This window comes from Micromonospora auratinigra (assembly GCF_900089595.1).
In the GTDB taxonomy this organism is placed as follows: domain Bacteria; phylum Actinomycetota; class Actinomycetes; order Mycobacteriales; family Micromonosporaceae; genus Micromonospora; species Micromonospora auratinigra.
On sequence record NZ_LT594323.1, the window covers coordinates 1,228,998 to 1,247,629 of the forward strand.

15 protein-coding genes and 1 pseudogene are annotated in these 18,632 nt (G+C 73.8%); 5 read left to right on the plus strand and 11 right to left on the minus strand.

Features of this window, described 5'->3' with window-relative positions; genetic code table 11:
• Positions 1-298 precede the first annotated feature (298 nt).
• From prfH to GA0070611_RS05530, 6 genes are all read right to left on the minus strand, one after another.
• Positions 299-994 carry a peptide chain release factor H gene (gene prfH / locus GA0070611_RS05505; RefSeq protein WP_091658486.1) on the minus strand — a complete coding sequence of 232 codons (696 nt, stop codon included), beginning with the start codon at positions 992-994 and terminating at the stop codon, positions 299-301.
• Positions 991-2,154, minus strand: coding sequence for an RNA ligase RtcB family protein (locus GA0070611_RS05510; RefSeq protein ID WP_091658488.1), 1,164 nt, complete (start codon positions 2,152-2,154; stop codon positions 991-993). Before GA0070611_RS05510 ends, prfH begins: the two co-directional genes overlap by 4 nt.
• Positions 2,155-2,618: 464 nt before the next feature.
• Entirely contained in the window at positions 2,619-3,128 is a 510-nt protein-coding gene (locus GA0070611_RS05515; protein ID WP_091658490.1) for an FBP domain-containing protein, read from the minus strand.
• Between the two features lie 50 nt (positions 3,129-3,178).
• Positions 3,179-4,000 (minus strand): MOSC domain-containing protein, encoded by an 822-nt coding sequence (locus GA0070611_RS05520; RefSeq protein WP_091672526.1) that lies wholly within the window; start codon positions 3,998-4,000, stop codon positions 3,179-3,181.
• Positions 4,001-4,038: 38 nt separating this feature from the next.
• Entirely contained in the window at positions 4,039-4,347 is a 309-nt protein-coding gene (locus tag GA0070611_RS05525) for a DUF3027 domain-containing protein (protein WP_091658495.1), read from the minus strand.
• A complete protein-coding gene (locus tag GA0070611_RS05530) occupies positions 4,344-4,991 on the minus strand; it encodes a hypothetical protein (protein ID WP_157740213.1) in 648 nt (215 codons plus the stop codon). Before GA0070611_RS05530 ends, GA0070611_RS05525 begins: the two co-directional genes overlap by 4 nt.
• 133 nt (positions 4,992-5,124) lie before the next feature.
• Here GA0070611_RS05530 and GA0070611_RS05535 point away from each other — a divergent pair.
• Positions 5,125-6,425 (plus strand): annotated as a pseudogene (locus GA0070611_RS05535) (D-alanyl-D-alanine carboxypeptidase family protein); the annotation flags it as partial.
• 51 nt (positions 6,426-6,476) lie between these two features.
• On the opposite strand, the gene GA0070611_RS05540 reads toward GA0070611_RS05535, so the two are convergent.
• The 5 genes from GA0070611_RS05540 to GA0070611_RS05560 all read right to left on the minus strand — a co-directional run bounded on the left by GA0070611_RS05540 (position 6,477) and on the right by GA0070611_RS05560 (position 13,225).
• Positions 6,477-7,493, minus strand: coding sequence for a LacI family DNA-binding transcriptional regulator (locus GA0070611_RS05540; protein ID WP_091658508.1), 1,017 nt, complete (start codon positions 7,491-7,493; stop codon positions 6,477-6,479).
• A 196-nt stretch (positions 7,494-7,689) separates the two neighbouring features.
• The gene (locus GA0070611_RS05545) at positions 7,690-10,014 is read right to left on the minus strand and encodes a beta-xylosidase/alpha-l-arabinosidase (RefSeq protein WP_091658511.1); all 2,325 of its coding nucleotides are present in this window, start codon (positions 10,012-10,014) and stop codon (positions 7,690-7,692) included.
• A gap of 39 nt (positions 10,015-10,053) precedes the next feature.
• The gene (locus GA0070611_RS05550) at positions 10,054-10,920 is read right to left on the minus strand and encodes a carbohydrate ABC transporter permease (RefSeq protein ID WP_091672529.1); all 867 of its coding nucleotides are present in this window, start codon (positions 10,918-10,920) and stop codon (positions 10,054-10,056) included.
• Positions 10,917-11,915: a carbohydrate ABC transporter permease gene (locus GA0070611_RS05555; protein WP_091658515.1), complete on the minus strand. Its 999-nt coding sequence runs from the start codon at positions 11,913-11,915 to the stop codon at positions 10,917-10,919. Before GA0070611_RS05555 ends, GA0070611_RS05550 begins: the two co-directional genes overlap by 4 nt.
• Complete coding sequence (locus tag GA0070611_RS05560; RefSeq protein WP_091658520.1) at positions 11,912-13,225, minus strand: ABC transporter substrate-binding protein; 1,314 nt, start codon at positions 13,223-13,225, stop codon at positions 11,912-11,914. The genes GA0070611_RS05555 and GA0070611_RS05560 overlap by 4 nt, the downstream gene beginning before the upstream one ends.
• Before the next feature lie 134 nt (positions 13,226-13,359).
• Between GA0070611_RS05560 and GA0070611_RS05565 the strand changes: the two genes are divergently transcribed.
• The 4 genes from GA0070611_RS05565 (at position 13,360) to GA0070611_RS05580 (ending at position 18,512) form a co-directional block, all read left to right on the plus strand.
• Positions 13,360-14,364 carry a LacI family DNA-binding transcriptional regulator gene (locus tag GA0070611_RS05565; RefSeq protein ID WP_091658524.1) on the plus strand — a complete coding sequence of 335 codons (1,005 nt, stop codon included), beginning with the start codon at positions 13,360-13,362 and terminating at the stop codon, positions 14,362-14,364.
• A 293-nt stretch (positions 14,365-14,657) separates the two neighbouring features.
• The gene (locus GA0070611_RS05570; RefSeq protein WP_091658529.1) at positions 14,658-16,283 is read left to right on the plus strand and encodes a glycoside hydrolase family 43 protein; all 1,626 of its coding nucleotides are present in this window, start codon (positions 14,658-14,660) and stop codon (positions 16,281-16,283) included.
• Positions 16,284-16,330: 47 nt separating this feature from the next.
• The gene (locus GA0070611_RS05575) at positions 16,331-17,524 is read left to right on the plus strand and encodes an endo-1,4-beta-xylanase (protein WP_091658532.1); all 1,194 of its coding nucleotides are present in this window, start codon (positions 16,331-16,333) and stop codon (positions 17,522-17,524) included.
• A 13-nt stretch (positions 17,525-17,537) separates the two neighbouring features.
• Positions 17,538-18,512, plus strand: coding sequence for an acetylxylan esterase (locus tag GA0070611_RS05580; protein WP_091658534.1), 975 nt, complete (start codon positions 17,538-17,540; stop codon positions 18,510-18,512).
• The last annotated feature ends 120 nt before the right edge of the window (positions 18,513-18,632 follow it).

Below are 18,632 nucleotides of genomic sequence, written 5' to 3' on the forward strand. Positions count from 1 at the left end.
GGGGACACCCGCCGGCCGGCGCCGGGTCCGGTGACCGGGGTGTCGCTGCTGCTCGCCGGCCCGAACGGGGAACGGGCGGTGCATCCGGTGACCCGGACCGCCGACGGCTGGGTGACCACCGTGGACGACATCCGCGCCCCGGGCCGGTGGCACGTCGGGGTGACGGTGCTCCGCGACGGCCTGCCGCCGGTCACCGACACCCACCCGTGGCTGGTCCCGGCCGGTGCCTCCCCGGCCACCCCGGTACGCGTCTCGGCGGCGCCGCTGCGGCCCGCGCTGGACCGGGCCGCGCTGCTGCTCACGGTGTTCGCGCTGGGGGTGTGCCTCGCCGCCGCCGGGCGGCGGTGGCGGGCCGGCCGGGCGCCCGGCCCGTCGGCGTACCGTCCGCCGGTCGCTCGACCCGCACCGGGTCGCCCCGGACCAGTTCGTCGTGGACCCGCCGGCGGGCCGTGGTGACGGCCCGGCGGGCCGCCTCGTCGCCCTCCTCGACCCGCCGCCGCAGCAACGCCACGGCGAGTCGCCGGTTGAGGCCGAGCTGCCGTTCGGTGTCGACCACCACCACCAGGCCGGTGGGGCGGTGGGTGGCCCGCACCGCGGTGCTCGCCTTGTTGCGGTGCTGACCGCCGGGCCCCCCGGTACGGCAGGCGACGAACTCCACGTCGGCCTCCCGGAAGTCGGTGTCCGGGCTGTCGACCCGGCACGGCCGGGCGGTGACGTACCAGTTCCTGCGCCCGTTGCCCGCCCGGTACGGGCTGGGCGCCTGCCAGCAGAGCGTGCCGGTCCACGACGCGGCGAACGTCGACGCGTCCGGCCCGGAGATCCGCAGCAGCACCGACCGGTAGGTCCCCGGCCGCTCGCCCGGCACCGCCTCGACCCGGCGTGCGGCCACGCCCTGCGCGGTGGCGTCGGCCGTCAGGCGGTCCAGCAGCCGCGCGACCGCCCAGGCGCACTCCTGCGGGCCCCGTCCGGCGGAGATCAGCAGGTGCACGCTCATCGCCGGCCCCGCCCGCGCCGGTCGTCGCGCCGCTGCGGCCGGGACGCCGGCCCGGCGTCGGGCGTCTTGTAGGTGACCAGCGGCACGGTGGAGGCGACCGGGGTCGCCAGCCGGTGCGCGACGAGGTCGTCGATCACCTGCTCGATCCGCTTGTACGCGCCCGGTGCCTCCTCGAAGAGCAGCTGCCGCTCGCCGCAGACCACCACCGATCCCACCGCGGTGCGGCGCAGCTCCTCGACGGTGTGCTTGGCCCGGCCCCGGCGCAGCGCGTCGGCCCGGGACATCTTGCGGCCCGCGCCGTGCGCCACGGAGTGGTTGGCGTCCGGGCCGGCGTGGGCGGCCACCAGGAAGGAGGGGGTGCCCCGAGTGCCGGCGACGAGCACGTCCCGGCCGTCGCCCGGCGCGGCGCCCTTGCGGTGCAGGTAGCCGCCGTCGCGGACCTCCACCAGGTTGTGGCACTGGTCGACGATCGGCTCGGTCGGCTCCGCGCCGAGCGCGTGGGCGACCCGGGCGGCCAGCAGCCGCCGGTTGAGCGAGCCCCAGCGCACGGCCTCGTCGTGCCGGGCCAGGTACGCGTCCGGGTCCGGGGCGGGTCCCGCGCCGTGCGTCTCGGTGTGGGCCCGCAGGATCTGCTCGCCCAACCCTCGGGAGCCGCTGTGCACGACGAGCACGAGCTCGCCCGCGGCGAGCCCGAGCCGGCCGGCGTGACCGGCGTCGAGCACCGCCCCGACCCGGGCCAGCTCGACGAAGTGGTTGCCCCGCCCGACCGTACCGAGGGCGTCGAGGTGACCGGCCGGGACGTCGCCGGTCAGCACGGCCCAGGCCGGGTCGTCGGCGTCGCGCTCGGGGTCCAGGGCCCGGTCCAGGTCGGGGAAGCGTGCGGCGAGCTTCTCCGGTACGGCCCGCCTGAGCCGGATCGGGAACACGGCGATGCCGCACCCGATGTCGGAGCCGACCAGGAACGGGTAGAGCAGGGTCGACGCCATGGCCGCGCCGATCGGGGCACCCTTGCCCGGGTGCAGGTCCGGCATGGCGGCGACGTGGCGCATGCCGTCGAGGGCGGCGACCTGCTCGCACTGGCGCAGGGCGTCGGACTCGATCCAACTGGTGGGGGAGGCGAACACGGAAACGGTGGCCGGCCGGGTGGGGTGCTGGGACAAGGACGCTCACTCTTCTGACGGAAGGTGCGGACGGTCGGCGGCGGGCGCGCGTCGGCGCCGGCCGGGCCGGGGGCAACGGGGATCGTCGGCCACCGGCTGGTGACCTACCACGAGACGGGCCTCGGATGCGGCCTGCACACTTGATGACGCGAACGACTCAGGCCGGACCGGGTCCGGCTGATTCATCCGTGACGTCAAGCTTGTAGCGTCCGAGAAAAGACTCGTCGGGCCCGGAGCCGGAACGCCAGGGCCGGACCGGGACATTGAGTGTCGACCGTCAGTACGTCATGGGCAGGACTCTGGCGCAGCCGCTCGTACCCGGCAACCGGTTTTCCGGCCGCCCGGCCGGTCGACCGCGGCCGGTCAACGTCACCCGCATCGCGACACCCCCGTCGGTCCGGCACACTCCGACCCCGACGACAGGAGTTCGCGGGCACGCGAGGTCAAGCCCCCGCCGGACCCGTTCAGCCGGCGACGACCCGCCGGGTGAACGCGGTCAGGTTCGCCATCGCCCGGTCGATCCGCTCCGGCAGCGTCAGGGTCTCCGCGCGGGGCACCAGCCGCATCTTCGGCTGCCGTCGGCCCCGCACGTACAGCGAACAGGCCAGGTCGGCGCAGATGTACTCACCGACGGTGTTGCCGTTGCGCCCGGCGGCCCCGGCCAGCGGCGCGACGAAGAGCGCCACCCCCGACGCGGTGTGCTCGGTGAGGCAGATCCGGCACATGCTCGACCGCGCCACGTTCGACCGGCGTTCCTCGGGCCGGCGCAGCACCACGCCGGTCGGTCCGTTCTCGCCCGGCACGACCAGCAGGGCCCGCAGCGGGGCGCCCGGGTCGGTCCAACCGAGGAAGTCGAGGTCGTCCCAGGGCACCGCCCCGTCGGCGAAGCCGGCGGGCAGCCGGATCCGGCTGGCCTCGCCCTTGCTGCAGTTGACGAAGGACGCGCGGATGATCTTCTCGTCGAGTGGATGCACCAGGGCAAGCTAGTCGGCGTACCGGGACCGGGCACCCCGTTTTCCGCCGGTCAGCCGGCGTCGACCTCGTCGCCGATCCCGATCTCACCGGTGCCCAGCGGGATCAGCCGCACCCCGAACCAGGTGCGGCCGTCGTGGCGGCGGTGCCGGGCCAGGGTACGGATCGGCTCCCTGCCGGTGGTGAAGGTCACCGGGTCGATCAGGGTGAGCTGACACCGGTCGCAGCGCTCGGCGAAGCGGAAATCCACCGCGCCGATGCGCACCGTGCGCCAGCCGTCCTCGGCGAACGGCTCGACCGGTCCGTCGACGACCACGGTGGGTCGGAACCGGGCCATCGGCAGGGCCGCCGGTGCTGGCTCGCCGCGTTCGGCGGCGCCCTCGACGATCCACTCGTCGAGCCGACGCAGCGACGGCAGCGTGGTGAGCAGCAGCGGACCGGCGTCGGAGAGGTTCAGCGGATCACCCGGACGGCCCCCGTGGTCGGCGGAGACCGGCCGGCGGCGCGGGTCGTCGAGCCAGCCCAGCCGCACCGGCCGCCGGAGCTGCCCGGAGAGCCAGTGGTGGGCGTCGTCGCCGGCCAGTCGTACGGTGTCCAACCGGGACATCCCGGCCGGGACCGGTACGCCGTCGGTCGGCTCCGGCACGGTGAGCGTGCCGCCGTCGCACCCGGTGAGGGTGATCCCACCGGGTGCCGGCGCGGCCGTGACGCCCAGCATCCGGTGCTCGGTGCGCGCGGTCAGGACACCACCGTCGGGGTGCAGGACGAGCCACCGCCGGTCGTGGCGCAGGCCCCACGGCTCCACGGTGGCCCGGTCGACCGCGACGCCACCGAGGGACTTCACCGGGTGGACGTGCACGGCGGTCAGACGCATGGCGCCGACCATAGTTCACCCGCCGCGGCGACGGGGGGTCAGCCGAAGCTGCCGTCCGCCCGCTCGGTGAACACCGGGCAGCCGTCGTGCTCGAAGCGGACCTGACCGTCGTGCGCAGACCCGGGGTGGGTGCAGGCACCGTAGTCACGGCCCAGCTCGCCCCGCAGCGCGATCCAGTACCGGCACCCGCCGCACTGCTCGTCGTACCACTTCTCCCGGTAGCCGGGGCCGCCCGTGTCGCGGCGGAGTCGCTGCCGCCACCGCTGGTGGCAGGCGTCGTTGTGCCCGGCGTCGTCGCCGCTCCACGGCCGGCCCTCGGCGCTCCCCGGCCGGGCGGCGTCGGTCACAGGCCGCCGGTGGCGAGGTGCCCGAACGGGCTGCCCTCGCCGCGGTGCTGGCTGTAGGCGTACAGGTCGCTCCAGAACGGCACCCGTCCGGCGCGGCGGTGCGCCACCGAGCCGTCGTCGCCGCTCGGGTCCTCGACCATCGCGCCGAGGGTGGCGGCCGGAACCCACAGGTCCGCCTGGACGATGCTGAACACCGGGGAGTCATCGGTGTCGGCGACGTACTGGTGGCCCCACAGCGGGGTCAGCCGGGGCACCCGGGCCAACTCCCGCCGGGCGACCGCCAGCCGGTCGGCCAGGGCGGACGGGGCAGCACCCCAGGCATGCCACCAGAACGCGCTCTCCTCGACGTCGAGGAGCAGGCCTTCGACAGGTGCCTCGACCATCTCACGGGTGGTGGCCACGTCGCGCAGCCGCCAGTCCGGACAGGTCGGGCCGGTGCCGGTCAATCCTGGATTCGGTGCCACGTACCTCGGCCGGGGGTGGATCAGCGTGAGGACGCGTCGCCACAGCGGCGGGAAGCGGAGCGCGAAGGTCTCCTCGGCCCGGTCGATCTCCTCGTCGGACAGGCCCGGCTCGGCCGCGCAATCGGGGCTGCGGGCGACCGCGTCGGCCAGCCGCCGGGCCAGGTCCTCCGGGTCACCCATCAGCGGACCGTAGCGGGCCCGGCCGGACGCCGCCACCGGGCGGGCGGGCGAGCCTACCGCCCCGGCTCGCCGGGCGGGCGCGAACGGCCGAGCAGGCAACCCGATCGTGGCGGCGTGGCTAACGTCCGGGGGCATGAGACGCCTGCCCGCGGCGCTGGCCGCCGCCCTGCTGGTGCCGGCGTTGACGCCGGCCGCCCCGGCCCTGGCCACGGTCCGGACCGGCGCGCCGGCCCGGGTGGGGCGACTGCCGGCCACCGCGACGGGCCGGGCCGGCGCGGCCCGGCTGCCGGCCGGCGCGCCGCCGTGCCCGAACGTGCCGGCCCCGGCCACCACGCCACCGCAGCCACCGCCGCCCGCCGATCCGGTGGCGCGGTCCGTCGGTGGGACCGCGCTGGACACCGCCGGGCTGGTCGTGCCGGCCCGGGCGCCCGCCCCGCCGGCCGTCACCGCGACCTCGTGGGTGGTCGCCGACCTGGACAGCGGCGCGGTGCTGGGGGGCTGCGGCCCGCACGAGTACGGCACGCCGGCGAGCGTGCAGAAGCTGCTGCTGGCCGCCACCATGCTGCCGCGGCTGGACCCGAACCGGGAGGTCACCCTGACCGCCGGTGACCTGGCCATCGAGCCGGGCAGCTCGGCGGTGGGACTGGCCGAGGGCGGCCGGTACCGGATCGAGACGATCTGGCTGGGCCTGCTGCTCAAGTCGGGCAACGAGGCGGCGAACGCCCTGGCCCGGCTCGGCGGCGGGCCGGACGGCCTGGCCGGGGGCGTACGGGCGATGAACGAGGAGGCGCGCCACCTGGGCGCGTTGCAGACCCACGCCGTCACCCCGTCGGGCCTGGACGGGCCGGGCCAGTTCACCAGCGCGTACGACCTGGCCCTGATCGCCCGGGCCTGCTTCGCCGACCCGGCCTTCCGCCGCTACACCGCCACCCGTACGGCGATCGTTCCCGGGCAGCCGGCGCTGCGGGAGAAGCCGTTCGAGATCCAGAACGACAACCAGCTGCTGGACCACTACCCGGGCGCGATCGGCGGCAAGACCGGCTTCACCGACCTGGCCCGACACACCTACGTCGGAGCGGCCGAGCGCGGTGGCCGTCGGCTGGTGGTGACCCTGCTGGGCGCGGAGGTGCCGACGCAGCGCGGCTGGCAGCAGGGCGCGGCCCTGCTCGACTGGGGCTTCGGGCTGCCCCGGGACGCCTCGGTCGGCCGGCTGGTCCGGCCCGGCGAGCTGACCCCGGCCGGCCGGTCCCCGGCACCGGCGGCGTCGGCGCTCGCCGCGGCCCCGAAGATGCGGGCCGCCACCACCACCCGCGACACCGGCGGTTGGCCCGGCACCGGGACCTCCGTCGCGGTCGGGGCGGTGCTGGTGGCCGGGGGAGCGGTGCTGCTGGCCCGACGCCGTCGGCACGCCGCCGTGCTGGCCGCCGTCGCGCCCCCGGCGGCCCTGACCCCGCCGGAACTTCCGGAAGACGGCTGAGCGACGAATCAGCGGTACGCGGCGGAGGAGTCCCGCACCACCAGCTCGGTGGCGAGCTCGATCCGGGGCGACTCGATCTCCTCGCCCTGGGACAGTCGCAGCACGGTACGGGCGGCGAGCCGGCCCATCTCGACCAGCGGCTGCCGCACGGTGGTCAGCGGCGGTGACGCCCAGCGCGCCTCGGGCAGGTCGTCGAAGCCGACCACGCTGACGTCGTCGGCCACCCGCAGCCCACGTCGCCGCACCGCCTCGTACACGCCGAAGGCCATCTGGTCGCTGGCCGCGAAGATGGCGGTGGGCGGGTCATCGAGCTCCAGCAGCGCGGCGCCCCCGGCGAACCCGGCGGCGTGGTAGAAGTCGCCGGGCTGCACCAGCCGGTCGTCCAGCGGCACCCCGGCCCGCTCCAGCGCGGCCCGGTAGCCGTCCAGCCGGGCCCGGCTGCACAGCAGGTCGGACGGGCCGGCCACGAAACCGATCCGGCGGTGACCGAGCGCCAGCAGGTGCTCGGTGGCGGCCATGCCACCGGCCCAGTTGGTGGCGCCGATGGTCGGCACGTCGGTGGTGGTCGTGCCGGCCGGGTCGACCACCACGATCGGCACGTTGAGCCGGCGCAGTTGGGCCTGCACCGGCGAGGTCAGGTGCGAGGTCACCACGATGACCCCGTCGGAGGCCCGCGAGCGCAGGTTCTGCAGCCACTGCCGGGTGGAGGTGGACCGCCGGTGGATCGCCGAGACCACGGTGCCCACTCCGGCGGCGTGCCCGACGTCCTCCACCCCACGGATGATCTCCACCGCCCACGGGCTGTCCAGGTCGGGGAAGACCAGGTCGAGCAGGTCGGCCCGGCGAACCGTGCGGCTGCCGCGCCGCCGGTAGCCGTGGTGGCGCAGCAGCTCCTCGACCCGTTCCCGGGTGTCGGGGGCGACGTCGGAGCGTCCGTTGAGCACGCGGGACACGGTGGGCACCGAGACGCCGGCCTCCCGTGCGATCGCGGTGATCGTCACCCTGCGCTCGTCGTCCGCGCTCACCCGCGTCTCCTTCGCCCGACCGTGCCCCCGTGGCCGCCCACCCGGTCATCTTGCCGTACCCCCGGGGGTCGACGACAGCGCGGGAGGGTGCCCGCGTGCCGAGAGGTTACGGAGTCGTTCCGAAACACCTCGACCCGCCGGGGTACGGGGACGGCCGCGCCGGCCGTCCCCGACGGGGACGGCCGGCCGCAGCGGTTCAGCTGAGCTGCGTGGTCGTCCAGCGCGGCGAGTCGTTGGTGACCGGCACGACGGCACCGACCAGGGTGGTCGACGCGGTGGCGTGCCGTCGCCCGCTGGTGCCCACCCAGAGCTCGACCTCGCCGGGCTCCACCACCCGGGTGAGGGTGCGGTCGGAGAAGGCCAACCGGGTGCTCGGGACGGTCAGCTCGACCGTGACCGATCGGCCCGGAGCCAGGTGGACCCGCCGGTAGCCGAGCAACTGCGCCACCGGCCGGGTCACCGAGGCCACCAGGTCGTGGCCGTAGAGCTGGACCACCTCGTCGCCGGCGACCGGGCCGGTGTTCGTCACCCGTACCGACACCCGCAGCGCCCCGTCGGTCGGCGCCGTGGCGGGCACGGTGAGCCCGTCGTACGCGAAGGTGGTGTAGGACAGGCCGTGCCCGAACTCCGCCGCCGGGATCGCCGGCAGGTTGGTCACCTCGCTGCCCTGCCCGAGTGCGGGATGCAGGTACGAGTAGGGCTGCGCGCCCGCCGAGCGGGGCAGGCTGACCGGCAGCCGACCCGACGGGTTCACCCGCCCGGAGAGCACCCCGGCCACCGCGCCGGCGCCCTCCTCCCCGGGGAAGAACGACTGCACCACCGCCGCGCAGCGCGCCAGCGCCCAGTCGACCGCGTACGGCCGGCCGGTCAGCAGCACCAGCACGACCGGGGTGCCGGTCGCCAGCACCGCCTCGACCAGCTCCCGCTGGACGCCGGGCAGCTCCAGGTCCTCCCGGTCGCAGCCCTCGCCGACGGTGCCGCGTCCGAAGAGGCCGGCGTGGTCCCCGACGACCAGGACGGCCACCTCGGCGGCGGTCGCCGCGGCGACGGCGTCGGCGAAGCCGGACCGGTCGTCGCCGTCCACGTCGCAGCCGTTCGCCGAGCTGACCCGGTCCGCCCCGAACTCGCCGCGCAGCGCGTCGAGGACGGTCGGCGCCTCGATGCCGGTGGCCACGCCGGGATGCTGGACGAGGACGTGGTTGAGGAACGAGTAGCACCCGAAGAGCGCGCCCTGCCGGTCGGCGTTCGGGCCGATCACCGCGATCCGGCGGCCCGCCGGCAGCGGGAGGACGGCACGGTTGGCCACCAGCACGACCGACTCCTCGGCGAGCCGGCGGGCGATCGACCGGTGCGCGGGGGAGTCGAGGTCCACCGCCCGGGGCGGCTCGTCGGTGAACCGGGCGTCGAGCAGCCCCAGCTCCTGCTTCTGGCGCAGCACCCGCAGCACCGCCCGGTCGATCAGCGCCTCGTCGAGCCGGCCGGCGCGCACCGACTCCGGCAGGGTCAGGTAGGCGTCGCCGGTCGGCAGTTCCAGGTCCACCCCGGCGGTGAGCGCCTGCACGGCGGCCTCCGCGTGGTCGCCCGCCACGTGGTGCAGCAGGTGGAGGAAGGCGACGCCGTAGTAGTCGGCCACCACCGTGCCGTCGAAGCCCCACCGGTCGCGCAGCACGCCGGTCAGCATGGTCGGGTCGGCGGCCACCGGCACCCCGTCGATCTCGGCGTACGAGTGCATGACGCTGCGCACGCCGCCGTCCAGGATCGCCATCTCGAACGGGGGCAGCAGCACGTCGGCGAGTTCCCGGGGCCCGGCGTGCACCGGGGCGAAGTTGCGCCCGGCACGCGAGGCGGAGTAGCCGGCGAAGTGCTTCAAGGTGGCGTGCACCCCCTGCGACTGCAGGCCCCGCACGTACGACGTGCCGATGGTGCCGACCAGGTACGGGTCCTCGGCGATGCACTCGTCGACCCGGCCCCAGCGCGGGTCCCGGATCACGTCCAGCACCGGCGCGAGGCCCTGGTGGATGCCGAGCTCGCGCATCGAGGCCCCGATCGCCGCGGCCATCTCGGTGACCAGCTCGGGGTGCCACGCGGCCCCCCACGCCAGCGGGGTCGGGAAGGTGGCGGCCCGCCAGGCCGACAGCCCGGTGAGGCACTCCTCGTGCACGATCGCCGGGATGCCGAGCCGGGTGCCGGTGACCAGGTCACGTTGGAAGCGCCACAGCTCGACCGCGCGGTCGGCGGCGTCGACCGGGCGGGTGCCGTAGGCCCGGGTGAGGTGGCCGAGCCCGTGCCGGGCGAAGTCCGCCAGCCGCAGCGCGTCGCCGAACTCGCCCTGCAGCGGCGCGACCGCCTCGCCGTCCTCCTTCTCCCAGAAGCCGACGAGCTGGGCGACCTTCTCCTCGATCGTCATCCGGGCGAGCAGTTCGCGGACGCGGGCCTCGCCGGCGGTCCCGTCCGGCCGGTCGTGCTCTCCGCTTGCCTGAGCCGGTGCCGGCCCGTCCACCACCGCGTGGACCTCTGTCATGGTGTGCCTTTCCACTGGTTGTGCTCGTACCGCTGTCGCTCAGCCCTTGACCGCGCCCTGCAGGCCGCCGACGATGTGCTTCTCGGCGAGCGTGAAGAACAGCAGTGCCGGCAGCATCGCCAGGGAGGTGAAGGCGAGGACGCCGGCGGTGTCGGTGGAGAACTGGCTGGAGAAGTTCTGCACCCCCAGCGGCAGGGTGTGCAGGCTGACGTCGCCGAGGACGAGCAACGGCAGCAGGAACGCGTTCCAACTGGCCACGAACGCGAGCACCCCGACGGTGACCAGCGCGGGCCGCGACAGCGGCAGCGCGATCCGCCAGAGGAAGCCGAGCCGGCCCGCGCCGTCGATCGCCGCGGCGTCCTCCAGCTCGCGGGGGATGGCGGTCAGGAACGGTCGCAGGATCACGATGGTCAGCGGCAGCTGGAAGGCGACCTGCGGCAGGATCACCGCGTAGTAGGAGTTGATCAGGTCGAGGTCGCGCAGCATCAGGTAGAGCGGCAGGATCGCCGCCCCGGCCGGGAAGAGCAGGCCGAGGGTGAAGAAGGTGTAGAGCGCCTCGCGGCCGCGGAAGGCGTACCGGGCGAGCACGAACGCGGCGGACAGGCCGAGCACCACGACGCCGAGCGTGGTGCCGAGGGCGATCACGCCGCTGTTGAACGCCTGCCGCCAGAAGTTGCTCTGGGTCAGCACCCGCGCGTAGTTGTCGAAGACCCACGGGTCGGGCAGACCGGCCGGGTCGGCCACGATCTGCGGGGTGGTGCGGAACCCGCCGACGACCACGTACAGGATCGGGGCGATCGACACGGCCGCCACCGCGAGCGCCAGCGCGTACGTCAGCGGCGTGCCCCACGACACGGGACGGCGTCCGGCGGACCGGGTGGGTACGGAGTGGGTGGTCACGGTCAGTTCGCCCTTCCGGTGATGGCGCCCTCGATGTCCCGGCGGAGGATGAAGCGCTGGAACAGCAGCGCCGCGACGAAGGAGATGACGAAGAGGATCACGGCCACCGCGTTGCCGTAGCCCCACAGCCGGGCGAAGAACCCGTTGTCCACCATGTACGTCGCCATGGTCCCGGAGGCCCCGAGCGAGCGCACCGCGGGCACCGAGGTCACCCAGATCACGTCGAAGACCTGCAGCGAGCCGATGATCGACAGGAACATCCAGATCCGGATGGTCGGCCCGAGCAGCGGGAGCGTGACGTGGCGCTGGATCTGCCACCAGCCGGCCCCGTCGATCGCCGCGGCCTCGGTCAGCTCGTGCGGCACGTTCGACAGGCCGGCGAGCAGCAGGATGATGGCGAAGCCGACGTACTTCCAGGTGAGGACGAACAGCATCGTCCAGATGACGATGTCCAGGTCGGCCAGCCACGCGTGCACCAGGCCGCCCAGGCCGAGCGAGCGCAGCAGCGCGTCGGCGCTGCCGCCGTCGGTCAGGATCAGCTTCCACATGATGCCGACGGTGACCTCGGCGAGCACGTACGGCACGAAGGCCAGCAGGCGGAACAGGGCGCGCCCGCGGAAGCGGCGGTTGAGCAGCAGGGCGATGCCCAGGGCGAGCGGGCCCTGCACCAGCAGCGACCCGAGGACGATGATCCCGTTGTTGCGCAACGCGTCGAGGAAGATCGGGTCCTGGAAGGCGAGCACGTAGTTGCGCATGCCCACGTACTCGGTGGGCGGGCCCACCCCGCGCCAGCGGAACAGGCTGTAGTAGACCGCAAAGCCCATCGGCACCAGCACGAACATCACGTAGACGACCAGCGCCGGCGTGGTCAGCCCGATGATCTCGTACCACTTGCGGCGGGTCTCGGCCCGGCGCGACGACGGGCGTCCGGCGGGCCGGGGGCCCGCCGGCGGCGCGGTGACGCCGTCGGCGGGGTACCGGGTCTGGTTGGTGGAGGTCACTTGCTCGCGGCTGCCTTCATGGCCGAGACGACCTTCTCAGGCGTCCCGTTCCCGGAGAAGATCGCGACGATCCCGTCGTTCATGGCGGTGCCGACGGTGCTGCCGTACGCGGTGTCCAGCCAGAGCTGCACGTAGCTCGCCTCGGTGGTGGCCTGGAGGATGGACTTCAGGGCCGGGTCGGTGATGCCGGACTCCGCGCCCTTGACCACCGGCAGGCCGGTGCCGGTCTCGGCGTAGCCCTTCTGCACCTCGGGGCTGGCGATGTACTTCAGGAACTCGACGCACTCGGCCGGGGCGTTCTTGGCGCAGGCGAAGCCGTCGCCGCCGCCGAGGGCCGCCTTCGGGTCACCGGCGGAGCCGGCGATCGCCGGTACGGGGAACCAGCCGATGAACTTCGCCAGCTTGGCCTTGTCGGTGGCGACGTTGTCCAGCGTGCCGCGGTTCCAGTCGCCCATCAGCTCCATCGCCGCCTTGCCGTTGGCGAGCAGGCCGTTGGCGCTGGTCGGGTCGTTCTGGCCGGGGGTGGCGATGAAGTTGTTCTGGAACGGCTTGGTGTCGATGAAGGCCTTCAGGTCCTGGCCGGCCTTCACGAAGCACGGGTCGTCGAAGACCTTGTCCTTGGTCGCCTTCTTGAGGGTGTCGACCGAGCAGTCGCGCAGCGCGAAGTTGTACCACCAGTGCGCGGCGGGCCACTTGTCGCCGGCGCCCACCGCGATCGGGGTGACGTTGATGGCCTTGAGCTTGGTGACCGCGGTGTTGAGTTCCTCGAAGGTGGTCGGCGGCGCGGTGATGCCGGCCTTCGCGAAGAGGTCCTTGTTGTACCAGATGCCCTCGATGCCCATCCGGAACGGCAGGCCGTACTGCTTGCCGTCCACCTGCCAGATCTCGGCGGCGCTGCCGATCGTGCCGACCTCGGTCTTGACCTGGTCGGTGATGTCCTTGAGGTAGCCGGCCTCCACCTGCTCGCGCAGCTCGCCGCCGCCCCAGGACATGAAGACGTCCGGCGGGTCGTTGCTCAGCAGCGCGGCGGGGATCCGGGTGCGCTGGAGCTGGTTGGTCTCGATCGCCTCGATCTCGATCTTGACGGTCGGGTGCAGGGCGGAGAAGTCCTTGGCGACCTTCGCCCAGTAGGTCTTGCCGGGCCCGTCCTGCGGCGCGTTGTGCCACCAGGTCAGGGTCACCGGGTTCTTGTAGAGCTCGCTCTTCGGCGCGGCCTCGTCATCGCTGCCGCCGCCACCGCAGCCGGTGACGACGAGAGAGCTGGTCATGAACAGCGCCAGGACGGCGCCCACACGGCGCTTCATAGTCATCGATGTCTCCTCGACCACTCAGTCGGGTTGTTGGGCAGGAGTTTTACAGTCACGTAACTCGATGTCAATCGGTATCGATAACGTTTTCGACGCGTCCGTGACGGGGTCCGCGCGGCGGCTCTATAGTCGTCGGCGTGGTGTTCCCGGAGCGCGTGAAGATGTCGGACGTGGCACGTGCGGCCGGCGTCTCGGTGGCGACTGTCTCGAAGGTCGTCAATGCCCGCTACGGCGTGGCCCAGGCCACCGTCCAGCGCGTCCAGCAGGTCATCCGCGACCTCGGCTACGAGGCCAGCCTCGGCGCGCAGAGTCTGCGCAGTCACCGGACGAACGTGCTCGGCATCCTGGTCGCCGAGTTCGAGCCGTTCTCCACCGAGCTGCTCAAGGGGGCGTCCCGCGAGGTCGCCGGCAGCGGGTACCAGTTGCTCGCCTACTCCAGCGGCGACGGCGAGGGCGCCGCCGTCGGGTGGGAGCGCCGCTCGCTGGCCCGGCTGTCGGGCACCCTCATCGACGGGGCCGTCATCGTCACCCCCACCGTCGTCGAGACCAAGCACGGCTTCCACGTCGTGGCCGTCGACCCGCACACCGGCCCGTCCGGGCTGCCCACCGTCGACTCGGACAACTTCACCGGCGCCGTCCTGGCGACCAACTACCTGCTCTCCCTCGGGCACCGGCGGATCGCGCACATGAGCGGACGGCCGGACCTGGAGTCCGCGCGGCTGCGCGAGGCCGGGTTCCGCCGGGCGATGGCCGACGCCGGCGTACCGGTGGACGAACGGCTGGTCCGCGTCGGCGGGTACCGCGTCGAGAGCGCCGCCGGCACGGCCGCCGAGCTGCTCGGGCTCGCCGACCGGCCGACCGCGATCTTCGCGGGCAACGACCTCTCGGCCATCTCGACCATGGACGTGGCCCGGCGGATGGGGCTCGCGGTCCCCGACGACGTGTCGGTGATCGGGTTCGACAACGTGCCCGAGTCGGCGCTGGTCGACCCGCCGCTGACCACCATCCGGCAGCCGTTGCAGAGCATGGGCGCCGAGGCGCTGCGCCTGCTGATCGACCTGATCGGCGGCGTCGAACGCGACCCGCACGTCCGGCTCCCGACCGAGCTGGTCGTCCGGTCGTCCTGCCGCCCCTGCCGCTGATCCCGGACACCGCTGGACCTGCGAGGTCATCGGGCCGCCCTTCCGAGATGGTGCCCCCACCGCGGCGGCCTGCGCCCGGGCCACCCGGGGTGGCTCCAGGAAGTCCGACCCCGGAACTTTCAGCATGACGCCGAAAGTTCCGGGGTGCCGGCGAGTAACGTACGACGGCCTCTCGCCCGTGGTCAAGGGCCTGTTCTCGGTGACCCGTAGCCGCTACGGTGAGCGGGAATTCCGAAACTTCCGGGGTAGATGTTCCGGAAAATCGGCCGCGCATCGACCGTAGGGAGCCGTACATGTCGACCGAGATCGCAGACGTGGCCACGACCGCCCGGTCGATCCGCAACCCGGTGCTGACCGGCTTCCACCCGGACCCCTCGATCCTGCGCGTCGGCGACGACTACTACCTGGCCACCTCGACCTTCGAGTGGTATCCGGGAGTCCGCGTGCACCACTCGCGGGACCTGGTCCACTGGCGGGCGCTCGGGGGCGTCATCACCGACCGCCGGCTGCTCGACCTGCGCGGCTGCGGGGACTCCAACGGGGTGTGGGCGCCCGACCTGACGTACCACGACGGGCTGTTCCACCTGGTCTACAGCGACGTCGCCAGCTTCGCCAGCGGCTACTGGGACCCACAGAACTACCTGGTCACCGCCCCCGACATCGGCGGGCCCTGGTCGGACCCGGTGAAGCTGCACGCGCACGGCTTCGACGCCGCGCTCTTCCACGACACCGACGGCAGCAGCTGGCTGCTGAGCATGAGCGCGGACTGGCGGCCGGGGCGGGACCGCTTCGGCGGCATCGAGATCCAGCGCTACGACCGCGACCGGCGGCGGCTGGTCGGCGAGGCCCGGATCATCTTCCACGGCACCGCCGCCGGCCTGACCGAGGGACCGCACCTGTACCGGCGCGACGGCTGGTACTGGCTGGTCACCGCCGAGGGCGGCACCAGCTGGGAGCACCAGGTGACGGTGGCCCGTTCCCGGAACCTGTTCGGCCCCTACCTGGCCGACCCGGCCGGCCCGCTGCTCACCTCCGCCGGCCGCCCCGAGCTGCGCCTGCAGAAGGCCGGCCACGGCTGCCTGGTGCGGACCCAGCACGGCGACTGGTACCTCGCGCACCTGGCGGCCCGCCCGTACGCGCCGCTGGGCCACTGCGTGCTCGGCCGGGAAACCGCGCTCCAGCGGGTCGACTGGCCCACCGGGCAGTGGCCCCGGATCCCCGGCGGGGTGCCGGCGGACACCATCGGCGCGCCGGACCTGCCCGCGCACCCCTGGCCCGACGAGCCGGCGACCGACCACTTCGACGCCCACCGCCTGTCGGCCTGCTGGTCGACGCTGCGCCGTCCACCGGGCCCGGACTGGCTCGACCTCACCTCGCGCCCGTCGCACCTGCGCCTGCACGGCGGACAGTCGCCCGTCGGCCGGCAGACCCCCAGCCTGGTCGCCCGGCGGGTGGGCGCCGAGCGGTGCGCGCTGGAGACCGCGGTCGAGTTCACCCCCGTCGACCACCGGCACCTGGCCGGGATCACCGCGTACTACAACATGACCAACTGGCACCACCTCTACCTGACCCGCGCCGACGACGGCCGGGTGGTGCTGGAGCTGCTCAGCTGCGACCGGGGGCGGCGGACCGCGTACCCGGAGCTGACCGTCGACGTGGGCGACACCGCCCGGGTCGGCCTGCGCGCCCGGTTCGACGGGCCGGTGGTGCGCTTCGCCTACGACCTCGGTGACGGCTGGCGAGAGCTGCCGGTCGAGCTGGACGCCACCATCCTCTCCGACGAGCACGCCGCGCTCGTCGTCGACGGCGAGCCGGCGGCCTGGGGCTTCACCGGGGCCTTCCTGGGCCTCTGGGTGCAGGACCTCGGTGGCGACGGCGTGTACGCCGACTTCGACCACGCCACCTACCGCGAGGACTGAGCCGTCCTGCGACGCGGCCTCCGTAATCCCTTTTCGGAAGGACAATCATGAGACTGAGACGCTGGATCGCCGCCGGTGCGGCCGCCGCCGCGACCCTCGCAGCCCTGACCGTCACCCCCGCCACGGCCGGCCGGCCGTACGATCCCACCGCGCAGAGCCTGCGTGACCTGGCCAAGCGGCACGGCCTCTACCTGGGCACCGCGGTCGACACGGCCGCCCTGGCCGACGCCGCCGACCCGCGCTACCGCGAGCTCGCCGGGTCCGAGTTCTCCACCGTGACCGCCGAGAACGAGATGAAGTGGGAGAGCCTGGAGCCCACCCGCGGCACCTACAACTGGGCACCGGCCGACCAGCTGGTCGCCTTCGCCACCGCGCACCACCAGCGGGTACGCGGGCACGTGCTGGTCTGGCACAACCAGTTGCCGGCCTGGCTGACCGCCGGGGTCGCCGACGGCTCGATCGGCACCACCGAGCTGCGCCAGATCCTGCGCGACCACATCACCGCCGTGGTGACCCACTTCAAGGGCCGGATCTGGCAGTGGGACGTGGTCAACGAGGCGGTCAGCGACCCGTGGGACACCCCCGCCACCCTGCACTACAAGGGCTTCTGGGCCGAGCACCTGGGGCCGGGCTACGTCGCCGACGCGTTCCGCTGGGCGCGCGCCGCCGACCCGAAGGCCCTGCTCTTCTACAACGACTACAACATCGAGGCGTTCGGCTCCGGCAACCCGGCGAACGACAAGACCCAGTTCGTCTACGAGATGGCCCGCGACCTGCGGGCGCAGGGCGTGCCGATCGACGGGATCGGCAGCCAGGGCCACCTGGGCACCCAGTACGGCAACTTCGACACCTTCGGTGTCTCGGAGGCGCTCAAGAAGTTCGCCGGGCTGGGGCTGGCGACCGCGTTCACCGAGGTCGACGTGCGCAGCCAGCTCACCGAGGGGGTCCGGGCCGGTGACTCCGCCGAGATCAACCCGAGGCTCCAGGCGTCCGCGGCCAACTTCAGCGTGCTGATGCGCGCCTGCCTGTCCTCGCCGCACTGCCTCTCGTTCACGCTCTGGGGCTTCACCGACAAGCACTCGTGGGTGCCGGGCTGGTTCACCGACCCGCCCGAGGGCGTGGCCACCGTGTACGACGAGAACTACCGGCCCAAGCTCGCGTACCAGGAGCTGAAGGCCGACCTGATCTATTCCGGACCGCCCTTCGTGCTGCCGCGGGTGCCGCAGCAGCCGCGCCGGTAGGCGCGGCGGGCCCATGGCGTACACCGACCTGCCCGAGGCGCAGCTGGACGCGTACCGCAGCGACCTGCGCGAGCCCGAGGACTTCGACGCCTTCTGGGCGGACACCCTGGCCGAGGCCCGCGAGTGCGGCGGTCCGGTCGAGGTGACGCCGGTGTGCACCCCGCTCACCGGGCTGGACGTCTTCGACGTGACCTTCCCCGGTTTCGCCGGGCAACCGGTCCGGGCCTGGCTGCGGGTGCCGCGCGGCAGCACCGGCCCGCTGCCCACGATCGTGCAGTACGTCGGGTACGGCGGCGGCCGGGGCCACCCGCTGGAGAACCTGCTGTGGGCGGCGGCCGGCTACGCGCACGTCCAGATGGACACCCGGGGCCAGGGCTCCGGCTGGAGCCGGGGCGACACCCCGGACCTGGCCGGGGCCGGCCCGCAGGTCCCCGGCGTGGCGACCCGGGGCATCGAGGATCCCCGCCGGTACTACTACCGGCGGTTCCTCACCGACGCGGTGCGGGCCGTCGACGCGGCCCGTGGCCTGCCGGCCGTCGACCCGGCCCGGGTCGCTGTGCTCGGGCACAGCCAGGGCGGCGGCGCGGCGCTCGCCACCGCCGCCCTGGTGCCGGACCTGGCGGCGGTCGTGGCGTACGTGCCGTTCCTCTGCGACATCCCGCGCGCCGTCACGATCACCGACGCCCACCCGTACCGGGAGATCCGCGACTGGTTGGCCGTGCACCGGGACCGGGAGGAGCAGGCGCTGCGCACCCTCGGCTACGTCGACGGGGTCGCCTTCGCCCGGCGGGGGCGCGTGCCGGCCCGGTTCTCGGTGGCGCTGATGGACGACATCGTGCCCCCGTCCACCGTCTACGCCGCGGTGCACGCCTACCGCGGCCCGGCCGAGCTGACGGTCTGGCGCTACAACGGCCACGAGGCCGGCGGCATCGACGACGACGCCGCCGCCCTCACCTTCCTCCGCGACACCCTCCTCACCCCCGGATGACCCCCGTCGATCTTGCCCTTGTGGCGGGGGCATGAGCCGCGCACGGGGCGAATCTCACGCCACAACTGCAAGATCGACGGAGCTTCGGGTGGGCGCGGGAGGGGAGCGGGCTGGTAGACA